Annotated in this window: 18 protein-coding genes; 6 read left to right on the top strand and 12 right to left on the bottom strand. The window is 52.3% G+C overall.

Annotation, left to right across the window (positions count from 1 at the left end):
• Positions 1-225 precede the first annotated feature (225 nt).
• Complete coding sequence (locus JQC72_RS04135; protein ID WP_205493052.1) at positions 226-381, top strand: hypothetical protein; 156 nt, start codon at positions 226-228, stop codon at positions 379-381.
• A gap of 8 nt (positions 382-389) precedes the next feature.
• Positions 390-617: a hypothetical protein gene (locus JQC72_RS04140; protein ID WP_205493054.1), complete on the top strand. Its 228-nt coding sequence runs from the start codon at positions 390-392 to the stop codon at positions 615-617.
• Positions 618-929: 312 nt separating this feature from the next.
• Here JQC72_RS04140 and JQC72_RS04145 read toward each other — a convergent pair whose 3' ends face one another.
• The 6 genes from JQC72_RS04145 to JQC72_RS04170 all read right to left on the bottom strand — a co-directional run bounded on the left by JQC72_RS04145 (position 930) and on the right by JQC72_RS04170 (position 7,100).
• Entirely contained in the window at positions 930-1,376 is a 447-nt protein-coding gene (locus JQC72_RS04145) for a hypothetical protein (RefSeq protein WP_205493056.1), read from the bottom strand.
• 1,230 nt (positions 1,377-2,606) lie between these two features.
• Positions 2,607-2,858, bottom strand: a complete 252-nt coding sequence (locus tag JQC72_RS16930; RefSeq protein WP_503629799.1) for a cell division topological specificity factor MinE — start codon at positions 2,856-2,858, stop codon at positions 2,607-2,609.
• A gap of 25 nt (positions 2,859-2,883) precedes the next feature.
• Positions 2,884-3,696, bottom strand: coding sequence for a septum site-determining protein MinD (gene minD, locus JQC72_RS04155; RefSeq protein ID WP_205493060.1), 813 nt, complete (start codon positions 3,694-3,696; stop codon positions 2,884-2,886).
• A 435-nt stretch (positions 3,697-4,131) separates the two neighbouring features.
• On the bottom strand, positions 4,132-4,887 hold the full coding sequence (locus tag JQC72_RS04160) for a coiled-coil domain-containing protein (protein WP_205493062.1): 756 nt from the start codon (positions 4,885-4,887) through the stop codon (positions 4,132-4,134).
• 581 nt (positions 4,888-5,468) lie between these two features.
• Entirely contained in the window at positions 5,469-6,716 is a 1,248-nt protein-coding gene (locus tag JQC72_RS04165) for an MFS transporter (protein WP_205493064.1), read from the bottom strand.
• Between the two features lie 93 nt (positions 6,717-6,809).
• Positions 6,810-7,100, bottom strand: coding sequence for a YlbG family protein (locus JQC72_RS04170; RefSeq protein WP_205493067.1), 291 nt, complete (start codon positions 7,098-7,100; stop codon positions 6,810-6,812).
• A gap of 235 nt (positions 7,101-7,335) precedes the next feature.
• Between JQC72_RS04170 and JQC72_RS04175 the strand changes: the two genes are divergently transcribed.
• The gene (locus JQC72_RS04175; protein ID WP_205493069.1) at positions 7,336-7,662 is read left to right on the top strand and encodes a hypothetical protein; all 327 of its coding nucleotides are present in this window, start codon (positions 7,336-7,338) and stop codon (positions 7,660-7,662) included.
• On the opposite strand, the gene JQC72_RS04180 is transcribed toward JQC72_RS04175, so the two are convergent.
• The 3 genes from JQC72_RS04180 to JQC72_RS04190 all read right to left on the bottom strand — a co-directional run bounded on the left by JQC72_RS04180 (position 7,652) and on the right by JQC72_RS04190 (position 11,911).
• The gene (locus JQC72_RS04180; RefSeq protein WP_205493077.1) at positions 7,652-8,071 is read right to left on the bottom strand and encodes a YlbF/YmcA family competence regulator; all 420 of its coding nucleotides are present in this window, start codon (positions 8,069-8,071) and stop codon (positions 7,652-7,654) included. The genes JQC72_RS04175 and JQC72_RS04180 overlap by 11 nt on opposite strands.
• Before the next feature lie 253 nt (positions 8,072-8,324).
• Complete coding sequence (locus JQC72_RS16705; RefSeq protein WP_205493080.1) at positions 8,325-10,229, bottom strand: helicase-associated domain-containing protein; 1,905 nt, start codon at positions 10,227-10,229, stop codon at positions 8,325-8,327.
• Positions 10,226-11,911 (bottom strand): DNA repair helicase XPB, encoded by a 1,686-nt coding sequence (locus JQC72_RS04190; RefSeq protein ID WP_205493082.1) that lies wholly within the window; start codon positions 11,909-11,911, stop codon positions 10,226-10,228. The genes JQC72_RS16705 and JQC72_RS04190 overlap by 4 nt, the downstream gene beginning before the upstream one ends.
• A gap of 168 nt (positions 11,912-12,079) precedes the next feature.
• Between JQC72_RS04190 and JQC72_RS04195 the strand changes: the two genes are divergently transcribed.
• Complete coding sequence (locus JQC72_RS04195; protein WP_205493084.1) at positions 12,080-12,559, top strand: protease complex subunit PrcB family protein; 480 nt, start codon at positions 12,080-12,082, stop codon at positions 12,557-12,559.
• 87 nt (positions 12,560-12,646) lie between these two features.
• Here the strand turns inward: JQC72_RS04195 and JQC72_RS04200 are convergent, their stop codons facing one another.
• Together JQC72_RS04200 and JQC72_RS04205 are read right to left on the bottom strand one after the other, a co-directional pair.
• The gene (locus JQC72_RS04200) at positions 12,647-12,802 is read right to left on the bottom strand and encodes a hypothetical protein (protein ID WP_205493086.1); all 156 of its coding nucleotides are present in this window, start codon (positions 12,800-12,802) and stop codon (positions 12,647-12,649) included.
• A 162-nt stretch (positions 12,803-12,964) separates the two neighbouring features.
• A complete protein-coding gene (locus JQC72_RS04205) occupies positions 12,965-13,195 on the bottom strand; it encodes a hypothetical protein (protein WP_205493088.1) in 231 nt (76 codons plus the stop codon).
• A 665-nt stretch (positions 13,196-13,860) separates the two neighbouring features.
• On the opposite strand from JQC72_RS04205, the gene JQC72_RS04210 reads away from it, so the two are divergent.
• Both JQC72_RS04210 and JQC72_RS04215 read left to right on the top strand, forming a co-directional pair.
• Positions 13,861-15,207, top strand: coding sequence for a hemolysin family protein (locus JQC72_RS04210; RefSeq protein WP_302104464.1), 1,347 nt, complete (start codon positions 13,861-13,863; stop codon positions 15,205-15,207).
• A gap of 332 nt (positions 15,208-15,539) precedes the next feature.
• Positions 15,540-16,355, top strand: coding sequence for a PHP domain-containing protein (locus JQC72_RS04215; RefSeq protein WP_205493090.1), 816 nt, complete (start codon positions 15,540-15,542; stop codon positions 16,353-16,355).
• Here JQC72_RS04215 and JQC72_RS04220 read toward each other — a convergent pair.
• Positions 16,333-16,842, bottom strand: coding sequence for a hypothetical protein (locus JQC72_RS04220; RefSeq protein WP_205493092.1), 510 nt, complete (start codon positions 16,840-16,842; stop codon positions 16,333-16,335). The genes JQC72_RS04215 and JQC72_RS04220 overlap by 23 nt on opposite strands.
• Positions 16,843-17,059 lie beyond the last annotated feature (217 nt).

A 17,059-nucleotide genomic window follows, 5' to 3' on the forward strand; every position in this document is an offset into this window, starting at 1 on the left:
TTTTCCCGTTTGCGAAACCTGTTTTTCATGACAAATAACGAATATTGTCGAGATCTTTCCGAATGCGGGAGCGAGAAGGCATGAGGATGGGAAAAAACGACATCGGCCGGGACAATCTGCACCTGATCGTCATTGACCACCGACAGATTTCTGATACAATTAGAATTCCCTTGGACGAATCAAATGACCATATGCCGAAACGAATGACCGAAAGGAGTTATATTGATGTCGGTTCATCCCCAGTACATCCCGTCATTTCTGGAGGAATTCCGTATGTTGAAGCTGGAAAGCATGATGCGGGACCTTCACAAGCTGAGTTCGGAAGAATTGAAACGGATTCATGAAGAAATCGAACGCATCCTATCCTCACGTGAGGAGTAAGCGAAGCAATGAATCATCCGAGTCCCGCAGCCAAATTGTTGATTCAAGCCTACAAGCACATCGACGAAGCAAGAAACCTGCTGGAAGAAGTAATCAACCAAATGGGACAGCACCAGATCGCGATGTCTTCTCTGCCGGAAGATATTCAGCACCTGGTTCATGTCGCATTGCAATTGTCCCCCGAACAACGGAAGACCCTGCAACGTTTTCTGGAGTCCCTCAAAGACAGTCATTAATACCCCCATACGACTTAATTACTACACTTTTTCGGGTATTTCAGTCACTTTTTTTGGTTCGTCCCCTGCTTCCGTTCAACTTTTCCCATATCTTGATTGACAATTTCCCCGCCAGTCTGGCGCTGATGGTTTCCCATTACATCTCAGGCAACGCCTGTACCCCTTTGCGGAACATCAGCGCCTTTTCCCATTTCCAACAACAGAACGCAAGCCATGCTTCCATCCTGGATTGAAGACAGGATCACGGCTTTCATCAGCTTGAAAATTCAATTCGACAAATGTTGCCAGCGAGACGAAAATATTAAAATCTGATCACGAATTTTTGTTTCGGGGCGATTTCGTGGTAGTATGTAATTGTCGGACTAATACGGAGGTACGAAATAAGTCGTACATCTTGGCAGCATCGACGGCGGCGAACAATCTGGTGCCCGGTGTTACACGGTCGGGAGCCTGTATGCGGATGTAATCATGTTGGACAAACCGTTCCAACATTCTCCTCCATTGTTGCTCGCTTCCGAGATGTTCACGAAATGATGCGCGGAGTTGATTGATCGAAATGACGGGAGACGGTTGAAGCCGCATTTTCGGGTCCAAACGGGGATAGATCAACAGTCCCCACAAAATGACCAAGGCTGCTTTGGAGGTGATGTCCCAATCGCGATGAACAGGCACATCAGCACTGTTCTCCTCATGACGGTTCCCGGGAAGCGGATAACGGGTAGTCAATAACGAACTGATTTCATTCACTCTCAATTCCAATTCCACGCCCTCCTTCCTGGGCTGACAGCCGATATTTGTCGTAAGTACTCGGATATGTATGACAATCCATATTCAGTATTTGTATGGGCAATTTGGTTGACAATTATACTTTTTTTGATCGTATTTTTGGTTAATGCTAGTGGTTGATTCCCTTTGTTATGCTGATTCTGGAGAAAAACATCATTTTACAAACTAAAATTTAGTCGAAAAAAAGGAGTATATTAGTGGAAAAGGTTGTTTCAATTTTGTTATATTGAAATAGAGAAATTATTAAGGCTGAGAGGGGGAGTCGCATGATCGACACAAAAAAAGGAAAATATACGGATGAAGAAAACGAAACGATCATAGAGGCGATCAACCAGGGATTGGCTCAAGGTCGCCGTGAGCGGGACATTCTAAAAGAACTTGCTGATACATTGAACCGCGGTTATGCCGGCATCATGTCCCACGTTCGCAAACTGCGGGCGGAATTCCCGGAACGATTTCCGTCAAATTACCGAGACGGCCATGCCCCCAACGGTCGAATGAACAGTTGGTCCGAAGAGGAAGAGGAAACGGTGATTCAAACCGTCAACCGCTACTTGAATGAAGGCAAATCTCTGTCGGCCGCCATATCGACATTGGAAAAGCAATTGTCCCGTACTCAAGGGGCTATCTACCAACGGATTTATACCTTGCGCAGAAAGTATCCAGACCGTTTCCAGCACCTGCCGGAACAACGTCCGCGCAGACGGCGCCGTCTGCAGGACTGGCAAATCCAGCGCCCGGAGATCCGTCCGTTGGACAGTACATTCTCCCGACAGCAGGAAGAGGATATCCGGCAGGAAATCGCCGCTTCCCATGAACAAGAGAGTCCCGTCAAAGACCAGACGAAGGAGTTCACATCCCCTCGTTATGAGCCTTCTTCTGAAGAGCAAATGATTTTAAAAGCTTTTGAAAAGAGATTCGGAAAACCCAACATCGCCGCTCGTGAAAAGTTGTTGTATCTGATGCGTAAGTTCGGTTGTACACGTGTTTCCATCGCTCTGTTTACGATTACCGAGGACAAAGCGTTTCCGTCTGTGGTTGTGGATTTTTTGGAGCAAAATATGGAAAAAAAATCACACGATCTAAAAGTGAGCAACCATATGACAAAGGGATTACTTTGGATTTATGCAAAACAGGGCGCGTTTTCCCGCCATTGGTTCATCTTTCATTCCGATGGACCGGGCGGAAAAACGCGCCCTTCATTCAGTTTTTTTGCTTCACTCGGACCGGGATACTGGCGCATAAAACCGTTGTTCGATCTCCACCCCTGGATTGGGGTCTCACTTCCACTTGACCGACCACATCAAAACCGAAATCATCGCACAGCTCGATCAGGCGGATCCGAAATTGTTTCAATTTGGCCTCGTCGATTTCCGACCGTTGATAGCTCAAAACGAGAGACAAACGATCATCCGCCGTGGGTGCGGTGGGCTGATCCTTGTCTCTGCCAAACATATTGAGAAACGCCACGGACTTCACCTCAATTTAACGCACTCGCGATATGGAACAACCGTTTGATCCGAGAGATCAACCCATTTTCCTCCAACTCCAGAAACGGGACCTCTTCTCCGTTAATCCTGCGGGCAATATTGGAAAACGCCTTGCCCGCCAACGACTTCTGATCCAAAATGACGGGTTCACCCGTGTTGGATGATCGAATGATGCGTTTGTCCTCAGGCACAATGCCCAGCAGGTTGATGGCCAGATGGTTTTGGACCCGTTCCACACTCAACATATCGCCGTCACGTACCATTCCGGGTTGCACCCGGTTTACGATCAAATCGATCTGTTTGAGTTCCGCCGCTTCCAACAGGCCGATTACACGGTCGGAATCGCGTACCGACGGAATTTCGGGATTAACCACCAAGATGGCACGGTCCGCCGCAGCGATGGCGTTCCGAAAACCGCCTTCGATTCCTGCCGGTGAGTCGATCAAGATGTAGTCAAACTCATTCCGCAGTTCATCCACCACTTGTTTGACCTGTGTCGGTGTGACCTCTTCCTTGTAGCGTGTTTGCGCTGCCGGCAACAGAGCCAAACCCGGATATTCCTTGTGGCGAACCAATGCTTGCCGCAGCTTTCCCGTACCTTCGATCACGTCAACCAAATCATAGACAATGCGGTTTTCCAATCCCAACATCAGATCCAGCTTGCGAAGACCGATATCGGTATCGACCAGACACACCTTTTTGCCGAGTTGCGCCAATCCCAAGCCGACCGAAGCGACGGTCGTCGATTTTCCCACACCGCCTTTACCACTTGTAATGGTAATCGCGACAGATTCGTGTTTCATTACTCGTTACCCCTTTCCCCAACCCTCTGTCTCGATTCGACTGATCCCGCCTCCTGTCGGGTGTCTTGTCACCCATGCGGGGAATCTGTTTTCCGATCGCTGCTAGGGGTTGTGTCATCCAAACCCTCTTTGCGGCTCACACCGCAAAGATGTGTACCGCTTATGTACACGCGGGTAACGAGACCCGAGATCCTACGGCGATCACCCAAGCCTGAAACAACAAGAATCCTGCTGTTTATGACACACCCCTAAAGATTACCCATTATTTTACCAAACCTGGTATGGTGATAAAAGACAAATATTGTCTTAATAACGGGTCTTCCCTCCGCATTTCCGGGACAGGTGTCGAAACGTGTTTCATTACCCACTTTTTTCTTTTCAAAGAAAGTTTTTCGTCAAGCACCGGCCCGTGTCCTGCCAAACCGCCACTCTTTCTCAAACCGATTGGAAAAAAACTTCTCCGCATGTGTCGCATCGTGTCGCCTGCGGATTGATTTGAATACCGCATCCCGGACAAACCACGATTTCTTCAAAACCAGCAGCGTGTTTCTGCTGGGAATGAACAGCGGACGCAGCGTGAGCATCTGCGTTGCCCTCGGAACCGGTTTGAGGCGTGGAATGGGCGGTGTCACCGGCTGATGACAAATCCAGGTTGATTTTGGGCAGGGTATATTGCCGAAAGTCCATGTCACTTCCGGTGCTTTGAGATTCGGCAGTCGTACGGGATGTCGGTTGCTCGACTGTTGGTTGTTCGACTTTGGGAGAATCCGGTTGGGGAGTGTGTACACGGTTATGTACCTGTTGTCCGGAATAAACATATTCTTGTACCGAGAATGTCTTCCCGCAACTCGGACATGTTTCCAAACTCTTGTCGATCACCGTTTGGCAACTCGGACACGCCCGTTTCCCTTTCACGTCCAACAATTCTTGTTCCAAAATCTCCACTTGTTGTTTGAGATCCCGTATCGCTTCCAACAATTCACGAATATGTGCATGTAACACCAACTCGGTCTGCGATTCCCACACTTCCGATACCGCTTGTCCCAAACGGCGATACAATCGGTCGATGTCCTCTTTTTTTCCTTTGATTTTCATGCTCAACCGACTGATCTCCAACATCTGTTGCGATTTCTGTCCGGCCGTTTCCATCCCCTTTTCCAAACGGTCTTTCAACTCTTTAAACAGTTTCACGGGGTTCCCTCCTTTTATCCGTCAAATCCTCTAAGGACGTTGATCGTGTGTTTGTACAACTCTATTATAAATGTTTTTGCCATTGGTTTCCGGTTTATTTTTGATGGTTTTTCGCCAAACAAAAGAAAAAGCCTGAGCAGGTACGCTCAGGGTCAATGACAAATTTCAGAAAGAACCGGACAACTCATTAGTCCAGCCACTCTCCAGGTGGAAAAGGACCGGGAGGTCCATCAAAAAACAGTCCCGGGGGCGGTGGTGGCGGTGGCGGGGGTGGTGGGGGAGGCGGCGGCCCCAATACACCCGGTCCCGGAGGCAGTCCCCATCCTTTTTTGAATCCCGGCCCTTTTAAACCTTTGAATGGGAAGAACGGTCTCGGCACTCTTCTCCCAAACAATCCAAACAATGGCGCCACTCCTTTCTTCGTCAGCAAAAGCGAACCAACGGGCCTGCTCCTATCCTATGAAAGGAGGGCACCATCCGACTGGTCTCCTGTTGAGGGCAGATATGGAATTGAGAGAGGATCCGGCTCAGTGAGTACGTTTACGTTGATCAGGTACGAATTTCCTTTCTGGCGACTCCTCTCACCTGATTGGAGGAGCGTGATCTCCCGTTGCATGTTTTTCTACCGGGGAATCATGCATGGCGGAAGACGCAAATTTGAGACCCGTTTTCAACCACCACGCGCCAAGGAACAACAAAGCGGCAGTCACGTAAAATATGCCAGTAATGCCGATCCGCCCGGACAGGTAACCGCAAATGACGGGTCCCAGCATATTCCCCAAGGAAACGGCACTGGTACTGTATCCGTACGCGGTACTTTCTTTCCCTTTCGGCGCATATTGACGCACCAATGTGTTGAGCGAAGGCAACAGCCCCCCTACGCACAGTCCCAACAAGAAACGCAACAGCAACAGTTGCCACACATGATGCACCCAGGCGTGCGGGATAAAGAGTACTGCCGCCCCGAGCATGGCGAAAAACAACACTTTTTCCGAACCATACCGGTCACCCAACCGACCCAAAACCGGAGATGCCAACATGTTGGCCAAACCGGTGACAGCCGTCACCAGTCCGGCAAAGAAAGCCACATAGCCGCCGGGCGCTCCCAATTTCTGTACGTACCCCGGCATTTGCGGCATCGGCCCCAATACGGCGAACTGCAACAAAAAACCGACCGTAAACAGGATGACCAAGGGACGCTGGTGCAAGATGGCCGAACCCTCATCCCAAAACCCGGTCGATTGGCTCGTCGGTTCAGGCCGCTTCACTTCTTTGACCGCCAACAATACGACCAGAGTGGCCAGTCCGAGCAGAATACCGGTCAAAAAAAAGATTTCGCGGAAACCGATCACTTCCGCCAAGACGCCGCCGATAAACGGCCCCATGATCGAACCGGCCACCGCTCCGGATTGCAACAAACCGAGCGCATATCCGGCATGTTCTTTGGGCGTATTGGTGGCCGTCAATGAAATGGAAGCGGGAATAAATCCGGAAATCGTACCGTTCAACATGCGTAACAACAACAATTGCAGCGGTGAAGTGGCCAATCCCATCAGCATGATCACAACCGACATGCCGAATCCCGAACGCAACACCATAATTTTACGCCCGTACCGGTCCGCCAGCGTGCCCCACACCGGGGCCATCAGACACGAAGTCAAGAAATTGGCGCCAAAGACCAATCCCGCCCACAGTTGTACTTCCGCAGGGTTCTTCATGCCCAATTCCTGCAGATACAACGGCAGAAACGGGACGACCATCGACATCGCGCTCAAAACCAAAAACTGCGATACCATGAGAATGTACAAATTTCGTCGCCAAATGGGCATAAAGGTCCTCTCCCGATGTTTTCGTCTTTCGCTTTCCTTCTATTTCGCCGAGCGAAATATTAAGATGAGAAAAAGCCGCCCTTGTGAGGGCAGCTATTTTTCCGTCTTGATTTCAACAGATGATCCATGCTTCGACTTTTCCAACGTACGTTGAAAATCGGTCGTCCATTCGCGCCGCAGGGAACGTTCCACGCGTGTGACATAGGGAAGGCGTTCAATTTTTCGGATCGTTTGATCTGATTTGCGGCCATCGATATAGAGGTACACATATTTCAACCGCTTGGAGACAAAATGGATGTTTCCCATACGCCGCAATGAACGCGCTGCCTTCAGATCCTTGACCCACACAGCCAAACCCAGCCGGTCAGAAAAAGGAAACGACATGATCGGCTCTCCTTTTTGTGCCGTGTTGTGCAAAGGTTGTTTACCTTTTGGAAAGGCAGTGCATTACACTTTTATGGTAACATGTCAGCTCTGCCCAGATCAACCGCCGAACATTTCCTGCACCTATACCTTTTCCGATCGGATTTGGTACAATAGGAGAAATCCTGTCGCGGCAGACAACACCGCCAATCTGAAAATGGGAGTGTGACGAACAGGCGGTTTTCCGCCGGTTCTCATGAAAACCACCACGCTGTACGAACGTTTTGCGACACAGTTGAAATCATCCCCTTTGTTGACCGATGTTCGGCTTCGAACGTTTGCCGGCGTTCATTTTCTGTATTTGCACCCGGCTGACGACCGTCATTCCCATGAACTGGACGGGCTGTTGGAACAGACGGCGTATGAGCTGGTCAAAGGGACGGAATGGTCATTTAACTGTCAATTCGTACGTTCCTCGGGAGGCACACGCGTATACCGACTTCAGTTCCGCGTGCCGGACGTCAAAAGTTTTTGCTGCGGCAATCAGTGTCCTCAGTGCGTCCTTCTCCGCCCTAAACAGTAAAACCGCAGCGTTTTACCGACGTGTTCCCGTCAACCGGATCATTGGCGGGCACTTTGATCGACTCAGATACGGCATGGGCGATTGTCCGGCTCACTTGATACAGCAATCGGTCCAATGTCGATTCCGCTTCCAAGTAGGCTGCGATCAGCGGATGCTCCCGCAGGCGGCGTAGAAACACTTCGGCCTCTTCTTTGGCAGCATGATAATCGGGATGGTAATGCCCGAAACGCTGACATTCCTCAAAACGTTCCTTTTTCTTTTGAAACTCCCGGATCAGCGCTTGTACCCGTGCATCCTCGCGGAGTTGTTTTTTCAATTGCAAATAACGGGTCACTTCCTCGGACTCGTTGATCTGATCAGCCAAACGGTAGGTTTCCAGCAATATTTCAGTCATATCGAGCGATGCCATCGCATCATCCCTCCATGCGTCCATTGTACCACAACCCCGTGCGTGCCGGGGGCTGTCTGGTAAATAATGTCCACAATGCTTCCCCGGCTCGCTCCATCTGCACCCGGCAGGGAAGCGGATGATGACCGCTCCGCCCCGGTCAGCGCAGGACGCGGGGAAAGTACGCTTCGCTTTCAGAACATTGCCCGCGATCTCAATCTCGCGCTTACGAATCTTCGATCGCCTGAGAAAACATTGTTCCATACTCTGGACACTACCCGCTCAATTCGTCCGGAATGAGGATCTGCACGGCGGACAGCTCTTCCAGTTTCCAGTGTTCCTCCTCGCCACGACGGTTTTGCCCCCGGATCAGCCATTGACCACCGACATTGTCGACTTGCTGCGGGAAAAAGCGGACCGGCTCCGCTCCTTCCCACGTCGCCATCATCTCCAAATCCCATTTTGCCGCTTTTCGAACCATATCCAAAACGGTGGTTCGATGATACGCACGCAAGCCCGACGTCCACATCCGGGGCAAATGCTGTATGCCGGGTACCGCCTCATTGATCTCCGGATACGTATCAACCAAATGCGCGTCCTCTCTCATCGCCCTGTCAGAAAAACGACGACCCGTTGATCCGAGGGAGGGTGAAGGCGGCAGTCGCCACCATATTTGTTCTGTTTCTTCAACCAACCCCGGCAAGAAAGGATATCCTTGTCCGTCCAACAACTCCTGCAATTGTGCGAGCTCCATTCCGGCCACCCGGAAGACGGTGGGACCGATCCTTTTTTGCAACCTGGGGCCGATTTCCGGATGTTGTTCCAATTCATCGGCCAACCTCTCGTCCTGACATTCCAGCAATATACAGTTGTGAAAGGTAATGCGCCCCGCTTGATCCGCCCACTGGCTCACACCGATCCGTACGTTATCGGGCAATGGAGCGGCGCTGATCCGCTTCAGCTCGGAAAGAATTTCTCCGGTTGACATCCCCTGCGTTCTTCCTCGACGGACTGAATCGACCGTCAACAGATAGGTCAACATCCGGTCTCCGCCCACATAATCGGCAAATTGTGCCAACCGCCACCGTTCAGCCAAGGGAAACGTGAAAGGGATCAGCACTTCAAAATCCGGTTTGACAAAGCCCTTGTCCGGTGTTTCCACCAAAGGGGCCGCAAAAGGCGAACAGCTGCTCCACCGCCAGTATGACCGATTTTCCTTCCGGCCCAGATCAACCCATCCCATCACCTGAAGGGTCCGCAGCCATCGTCGGATCAGAGAGCGGTTCGGCTTTTCCCCGTGAGGCAGCGGATTTTCTCCACCGTCAACCGGTGTCCAGTCCCTTCCCTTTTCCTCCAGCACCCACCACCATGCCTCCTTACCCGGATCATCCTGTAGCAGGCGCCGTTTCACCCAATCGTACAACCGACGTTGTGCGATCCGTTCCGATATGTGCAACCATTCCCTTACCACCGCCTCCCGCAGAACAAGCCGGTCCTCCACCACCTCAACCAGTTCCCAGTCGCGGGCCAGATCCCAGACCAATTTCAACGCAGACGGTTGATCATCCCCTTCACCGTTTGGGGTCCACGGGGTGTGGTTCAACGCTTCCGTTTCCATCTCCAATTCCGCGTTCCATTTTTGCGCGGTCCGCTTGTACAGCCGTCCGTCTTGCGTCAACCGGGGTGATTGTTGGTGAATCAAGACCAAAAATTGAAACAGATCGTGGTACAAACCGCCTCCGGCCAGTTGTTCCGCTTGAACGTCGGGAATCGGACGGCTCGTCTGCTTCTCCTTCCATCTCAGACAAAACCATGCCCGGCGAACCTCTTCCGGGCACAGGTGACCCAACTGTCCGCCCGCACTGCGAACGGCATAGACCAATCCCTTTTGCCTGAGCCGCAGCAGGGCGACACGCAGCGACACCGACGGCAAGAAGCGCGCTCCTTCCCGTTTTCCCAAATCCCGTCCGCCCCACACGCCGCTGCCGACCACAAAAGTGAAATGATCCATCCACGCCTGTTCGGCCTCGTCCATGTGTTCCCGTAACTTCCGCAAATAATCAGCATCAGACAATCGTTCAGGCAGTCGCTCCGCTTCTTTACCCGCCAATCCGTGCCGTTCGGCGATCCGGGAACGAACGGACGGGGACAGGGATCGGTAACACGCCGTGATGTTCACTGTTCCACCTCCCATTGCTCGGCATCCCGGATGTTGTATCGGTATCCCTGTTCCACCAAAAAGAGCTGACGGTGCATGGCCATCTCCTGATCGACTGTATCCCGGGAAACGATATGGTAAAAATGAGCCTGGTTCCTGCCCTGTTTGGGGCGCAGAATCCGGCCCAGCCGCTGGGCTTCTTCCTGCCTGGAACCAAACGCCCCGGATACCTGAACTGCCACACCGGCATCTGGCAAATCGATCGCAAAATTGGCCACCTTGGAGACGACCAACACAGGAATTTCTCCTTTCCGAAACCGTTCGTACAGCCGATCCCTTTCCCGCTGCGCCAACCGTCCGGTAATCAGCGGCGCCGACAATTCCTGCGCAATCTCTTCCAACTGACTTAAGTATTCGCCGATGATCAATACCGACTCACCAGCATGCCGCCGCAGGATGGCTCTCAGCACCGCCACCTTGTTCGGATTTTCGGCGGCAATCCGGTACCGGTGCCGTTTTTGTGCGCATGCATACAGCTGCCGTATCTCCGGAGGCATCGGGGTGCGAATCTCGGTGCAAACCGCTTCTGCAATCCAGCCTTTCGACTCCAGCACTTTCCACGGCACATCGTATTTTTTGGGACCGATCAAGCTGAATACATCCTCTTGGCGCCCGTCCTCTCGGACCAACGTCGCCGTCAACCCCAATCGCCGCTTGGCCTGTAAATCGGCTGTAGCCCGAAATACGGGCGCAGGCAACAGGTGAACCTCATCATAGATGATCAAACCCCAATCCCGTTCTTCAAACAACTGCATATGGGTAAACGGGGCGTTCTGGTTGGACCGGTGGGTCAAAATCTGATAAGTGGCCACTGTCACGGGGGCCACCCGTTTGATCTCCCCTGTATATTGCCCCACACACGTCTCGGGAAGATACGTTTTGTCCAGAATCTCGCGCACCCACTGCCGGACGGAGGTGGCATTGGGGGTCAGGATCAGCGTTTCCCGCTTCACCCTCGCCATCGCGGCCAACCCGACGATCGTTTTTCCCGCCCCGCACGGCAGAACCAATACGCCGTTCCCACCGTAAACCGATCCGGATCGATAAAAAGCATCGGCCGCATCCCGCTGATAGGATCGCAATGCAAACGATTCCCCCGACCGGCACCGGTCCCTGAGCGCAACATCCAATGCTTTTCCTTCGCTGTACCCGGCAATGTCTTCCACCGGATACCCCATGCGTAAAAACAATTGTTTCACTTTTCCTCGCCATGCAGGATCGATCACAACCGTTGTCTCATCCAACGTTTTCAATGCCAACTCCCGCACTTCGGGCATCTGTATGAGCGCTTTCCACAACGATCGATCCCTGCATCCGAGTGTTAAATCGTTTCCGATCCGACGCAACTGGATCTTTCCGTACCGAGACATCCAATCCCGTACTTGGTCCAACAACGTGGATGGCAATTCAAATTTGCTGTAGCGCGTCAACACATCGGTCACTTCCTCCACAGTGACGCCGCTGGCTGCCGCATTCCAAAGAGACAAGGGTGTTAAACGGTATGTATGAATGTACTCCGGGTTTTTGACCAGCTCCGCAAATGACGCCAAACGATCCCGCACCTCGTCAAACAACGGATGCCTCACTTCCAGCAATAGCGTACGGTCCCTCTGTACGATCAATGGCAGATCGGGTCGATACACCCTTCACCCCTCCTTCCATCTACTGTTTATTTTGATCAAGAATACACAAAACATGACAAGGAGCCCATACCAGTTGGAAATTTGTTCAATCCATTGAAAACCGTTGAAACTTTTCCCAGACAAAAGGTGTCTATAAAAGAAAAGGAGAATGATACAGGAGGGTACCGCATGAAAAAGCCATGGAAGGTGATCGTCATGCTGTCACTGGTCTTGATGATGGGCATCACCGGTTGTGGCGGAGGGATGTCCCGCGATCACGGGACCCCGGAAGGAAAAACGCCCCAAGACGACGCGGACATCCCTTTTCGTCAAGAATCGCCACAACAACTGCCCGTTGAAGTGAAGAAACGGTGGGAGGAGCTGCAAGCGACGGGCGAGCCAACCGGTGTCGCTGTTCATACGGATAAACACACCTATGTGATCGCAACGTCAGGTATGCGACCAACAGGCGGCTATCGCCTCAATATCCAGCGTATTCACCGCCAAGGACATACGGTGGTTGTCTATGCCGAAGAGCAGGCTCCTCCTCCCGGATCACTCGTCACCCAAGTGATCACCTACCCGACAACGGTCGTCTCCATCCCCTTGCAGACGGACGTCACATTCCAATTCCAGATCAAGACCGCCCGGCCTCCAGCCCAAACGTAAAAGACCTGCCGCATGCCAACGTAACGGGGCTGGGCGATCAGCCTCTCCAACCGCCACTTAGTTCCGCCCATACAGGCTTTTCACGTGTCAACGTGCCGCTTCGTCCGCATGAATCGGACCCGGATCGCGAGGATGATCGGGACCTTTCGGAGACACGATCTCCGGCTGATGCGGACTCGTGATCTCCGGTTCCCGGATGGCCGGCGGGATCTCGGGGACCCCTCTTTCCCGAATTTCCATCATTTTTTCCCTCCTTTCCTCTTTCATTTCATTGTTCCCCGCCATGCCGTTTTCCACAAAAAAACCCTTCGGAGGAAACCACCATCCGAAAGGCAACATGCAAGGAAGGGTGGAAACCATGAAAGGGTTCCAATGACAGGAATATGTGTCCAACAGGCTCCGGATTCATCTGTTTTCATCCTGGTCCGCGAAATCTTCGGTATCTGCGTTTTCTGTCTCCGGCATTCGAATCCAGGGAGATTCCGGAGATGCCATCGATTCCCACAAAGGCTCCTCCGCTGGATCAAATTGGTGAAACGCGGCCGGTTGTTCCGAATCCGCTTCCCGCACAGCATACGGTAATTCGCTGGGGGCGGTCGACTCCGGAAATGACCAACCCGGCACTTCATTGTACATGGGTGGAACTCCCCACCATGACGTCCACGGTGTCCATGGAGCAAAGGAAGGATAGGATTGGCAGCTCCGGCAATTCCCCGAACCCTCCCATCCTCGCGTCCATGCATAAGGCCAGCCCTGCTGGCCGCCAAGGGACGGCATCATGGACCATGGCCATCCCATCCATGTTCCCGTCCCCGGAAAGCCGGATGATCCCCCACACGGTTGAAATCCGGGATAACCGGGATAACCCGGCACTCCGGCCACTGTCCAAGGTGACATTTCCGTCTGTGTTGGGAAAATGGATTGCCACCACTGCCACGGGTAAGTCATGCCTGGGTAAGGTTGTCCGGTCGAATGGATATCCATGCCGTTTCCCTCCTTTGTTTCATCGAAATTGTATGAAAAGAATGCCTGTCTTAGACCGTCCCTTCCTTTTGCGGTAAAATAATACGGACAGGAAATGTTCCCCATCACGCCAGGGCGACCTGACGATGAAAAGGAACAGATTGGACACAATAAGTGTGGTGGGTGTGTCATCAGTCCGGGATGTGTCTTGCGATTCGAAACGGCCCTTTTCGATCCGAATGCCATTGCGCTTTGCAAAAGCGGCGTGAGAGGGGAAACAGCACACAACGAAATGGATTACCAGATACAGTCTCACCTGTGCCGATGTGACGAACATCATGAACGGGGGGGTTCTTCTGCCGTTGGAATACGTGATCATCCTTTTGTTCAAATTCACACTCGTCTTTTTGCTCGTACTGGCGAACGGCTTTTTCGTCGCGGCGGAGTTCGCGATTGTCAAAGTGCGTTCCACACGGATTGCCCGGCTGACGGAGGAAGGAAACCGTCGGGCCAAAGCGGCGGAAAAAGTATTGGCCAATCTGGATGCTTATCTGTCAGCCACTCAGCTGGGCATCACATTGGCTTCGCTCGGTTTGGGTTGGATCAGCGAACCGGCTGTTGCCCGTGTGATTGATACGGCACTGCAATGGCTTCATCTGCCCGAGTGGATGATACATACGGTATCGTTTGCCATCACGTTTATCCTGATCACGTTTCTTCACATCGTGTTAGGAGAAATGGCGCCCAAATCACTGGCCATTCGGCGATCGGAGAATATCACCCTGTTCACCTCGCGTCCGCTGATTTGGTTTTATCGCTTGTTTTATCCGTTTATCTGGGTGTTGAACAATGCCGCCAACCAAGTGTTGAAATGGCTGGGGATCGAACCCGTACCCGATCACCAGACGGCACACGACGAAGAAGAAATTCGCATGTTGGTGGAGCAAAGCCACAAAAGCGGGTTGATCGACCAGACCGAACTGTCCTTGTTTGACAACATTTTTGATTTCACCGACCGCGTGGCAAGGGAGATCATGGTTCCCCGGGTCGATATGGTCTGCTTGTACACCCATCTGTCATTCGAGGAAAACATGAAGATCGTCAAGGAAGCGCAATATACCCGGTTTCCCCTGTGCGGCAAAGACAAAGACGACATTCTCGGCATCATCCATATTCGCGATATCTATGAACGGCTGGCGGAAGGAGAGACACCTGATATCACCCAGTTGGTCCGCCCGACCATCTTGGTGCCGGAGACGATGGAAATCAAGGATATCCTGCGAATTCTGCAAAAAAACCGGGCCGGTATGGCCGTTGTCGTCGACGAATACGGCGGTACATCCGGCCTGGTGACCACAGAAGACATCATCGAAGAGATCGTCGGCGAAATTCAGGATGAATTTGACGACGAACGGCCGTTTTTCCAACAAAAAGGAGACGAGACGTCGATCGACGCCCGTCTGCTCATCGAAGAAGTCAACAAACATTTCAACATTCACATCGAAGATCCTGACAACGATACGATCGGCGGATGGATCTTCTCGCAACTGCAGGAAGTACCCAAAGTGGGGGACCGTGTCACATACGACGGCCTTCTCTTCATCGTGCAGGAAATCGATCAGCGCAGCGTCACCCGTCTGCTTGTCAAACCGGCGCCGTCCGAAAACCGGAAGTCGTCATCATAATCGGCGGATCTCCCGGGTTTGCTCCACCTGCGCCCTCAAAGAAGCAGGTCATGTCGCTCCGACCAGGAGCGCAGGACGCAGGCAAACTACGCTTGCTTTAAGGAAGTTGCCCGCGATTTCCTTCCTTCACTTTCCGTGTCTTCGCTCGGCTTGGCTTAGGTCTTCGCTCACCTGGGCTAGCATTTACTCCATTGCGGATTCACCAAAAACGCCTTGCCTGCTGCCTCCCCCTACGGGGAGGCATTTTTTCACCGAAACGAAGCTTTCCACATATGCTAAAGACCAAAACATACGTCGGTCTAACCGAACAGCAGCGACGTGGAGGAAGCCGAATGTCCATCCTGTTCGATTTGCCGTGGGGAACGTTTGACCTGCATACGCATACAACCGCCTCTGACGGGGAGTATCCGCCCGCACAACTCGTAGCGAAAGCGAAACAGGCCGGTTTGTCCACCATCGCCATCACGGATCACGATACATTGGCGGGAATCGAGGAAGCCCGGCATGCGGGTGAACGCGAGGGCATCCGGGTCATTCCGGGTGTGGAGATCACGACCCGCTTCCTGACGACCAGCGTGGATGTTCTGGGTTATGCGTTTGACCATCCTCTTCGGCTTCATCAAAAACTGGCGGAATACAGGGAAGCCCGCCGAAAGCGGGCGGAACGCATCCTGGAAAAACTGGACGAACTGGGGATGAAGCTTTCAATGGAAGAAGTGTCGGCTTTCAGCGCCGACGGGGTAATCGCCCGCCCGCACATTGCCAAAGCGCTTGTACGAAAAGGATATGCACCGGATGTGCAAACCGTTTTCGATCTGTACCTGGCGGACGGTCAACCGGCGTTTGTCAATAAACAGTCCTTATCAACCGAAGCATGCATTCATCTCATACGCAAAGAGGGCGGAAAAGCGGTATTGGCTCACCCCGGATTGATCCGGGATGACCGATATCTCGCCGATCTGTTGAATCTGGACTGGGACGGGATCGAAGTGTGGCATCCCGCCCACACGTCTGACCAAATCCGTTTCTTTCAACATCTGGCTCAGGAAAGAGGACTTACTGTCACCGGAGGTTCCGATTTCCACAATGACGAGCGCCGGCTGGGGTGTTTCGGCAAAGGAATGATCAGTCCGGATGCCAAACAATGATTTTCATGCCCGTTCGACCGTTGTGCCGAATGGATTGCACCACCATGTACGGAAGACGTTTCACCGTTTTTCTTTTGGCTCCTGCAGGATACTTCCTATGATGGTTTTTCCTGTTCGAACGTGATTTCATTGATGACGGCAATGCCTTTTGTCCCGGTCGTTTCCCTTTCCCCTTCCCTTTCGCACCCTTTTTTGCCGGTCTTCCATTCCTTTGCTTTCCTTTTCTGCCCACGGGTCCCCCGGAGACTTGCCCGCCCTCTTCTACCTCCCACGATTCGTCCGTGTCATCCGCTTTCCACTCCGTATCCTCATCGACATCATCTTCTTGATCGTCATCTTCATCTTCGTCTTCTTCATCATCTACCTCTATCTGGATACGAACAAGATGATCTTTCACGTGCTGCTTCTTTTCCGCCCGTTCCTCATCCTCTCCATCAAATTCCTCTTCCTCCCATTCTTCTTCCTGCCAGTCTTTCGGATGGTTCATCGCCCTTTCCCACCCTTTCCAACAAAAGTCCTCTCTTTCGTTCTATGTCCCCATCACTCCATCGGTTTGGGCGAGCGGCGAAACCGAGGCGTTCATCCTGTGTTTTCACATTTCTCACCAGGCCAAAATTTCTTCAGACAGGGACGGTGCACATCCAGCCAGGATGTTGGAAAGGACAGCATCACGCAGCAACAGTCCGATCCGCTGTCATTCCCCC

The sequence above is a fragment of the Polycladomyces zharkentensis genome (genome assembly GCF_016938855.1).
Classification (GTDB): Bacteria; Bacillota; Bacilli; order Thermoactinomycetales; family JIR-001; genus Polycladomyces; species Polycladomyces zharkentensis.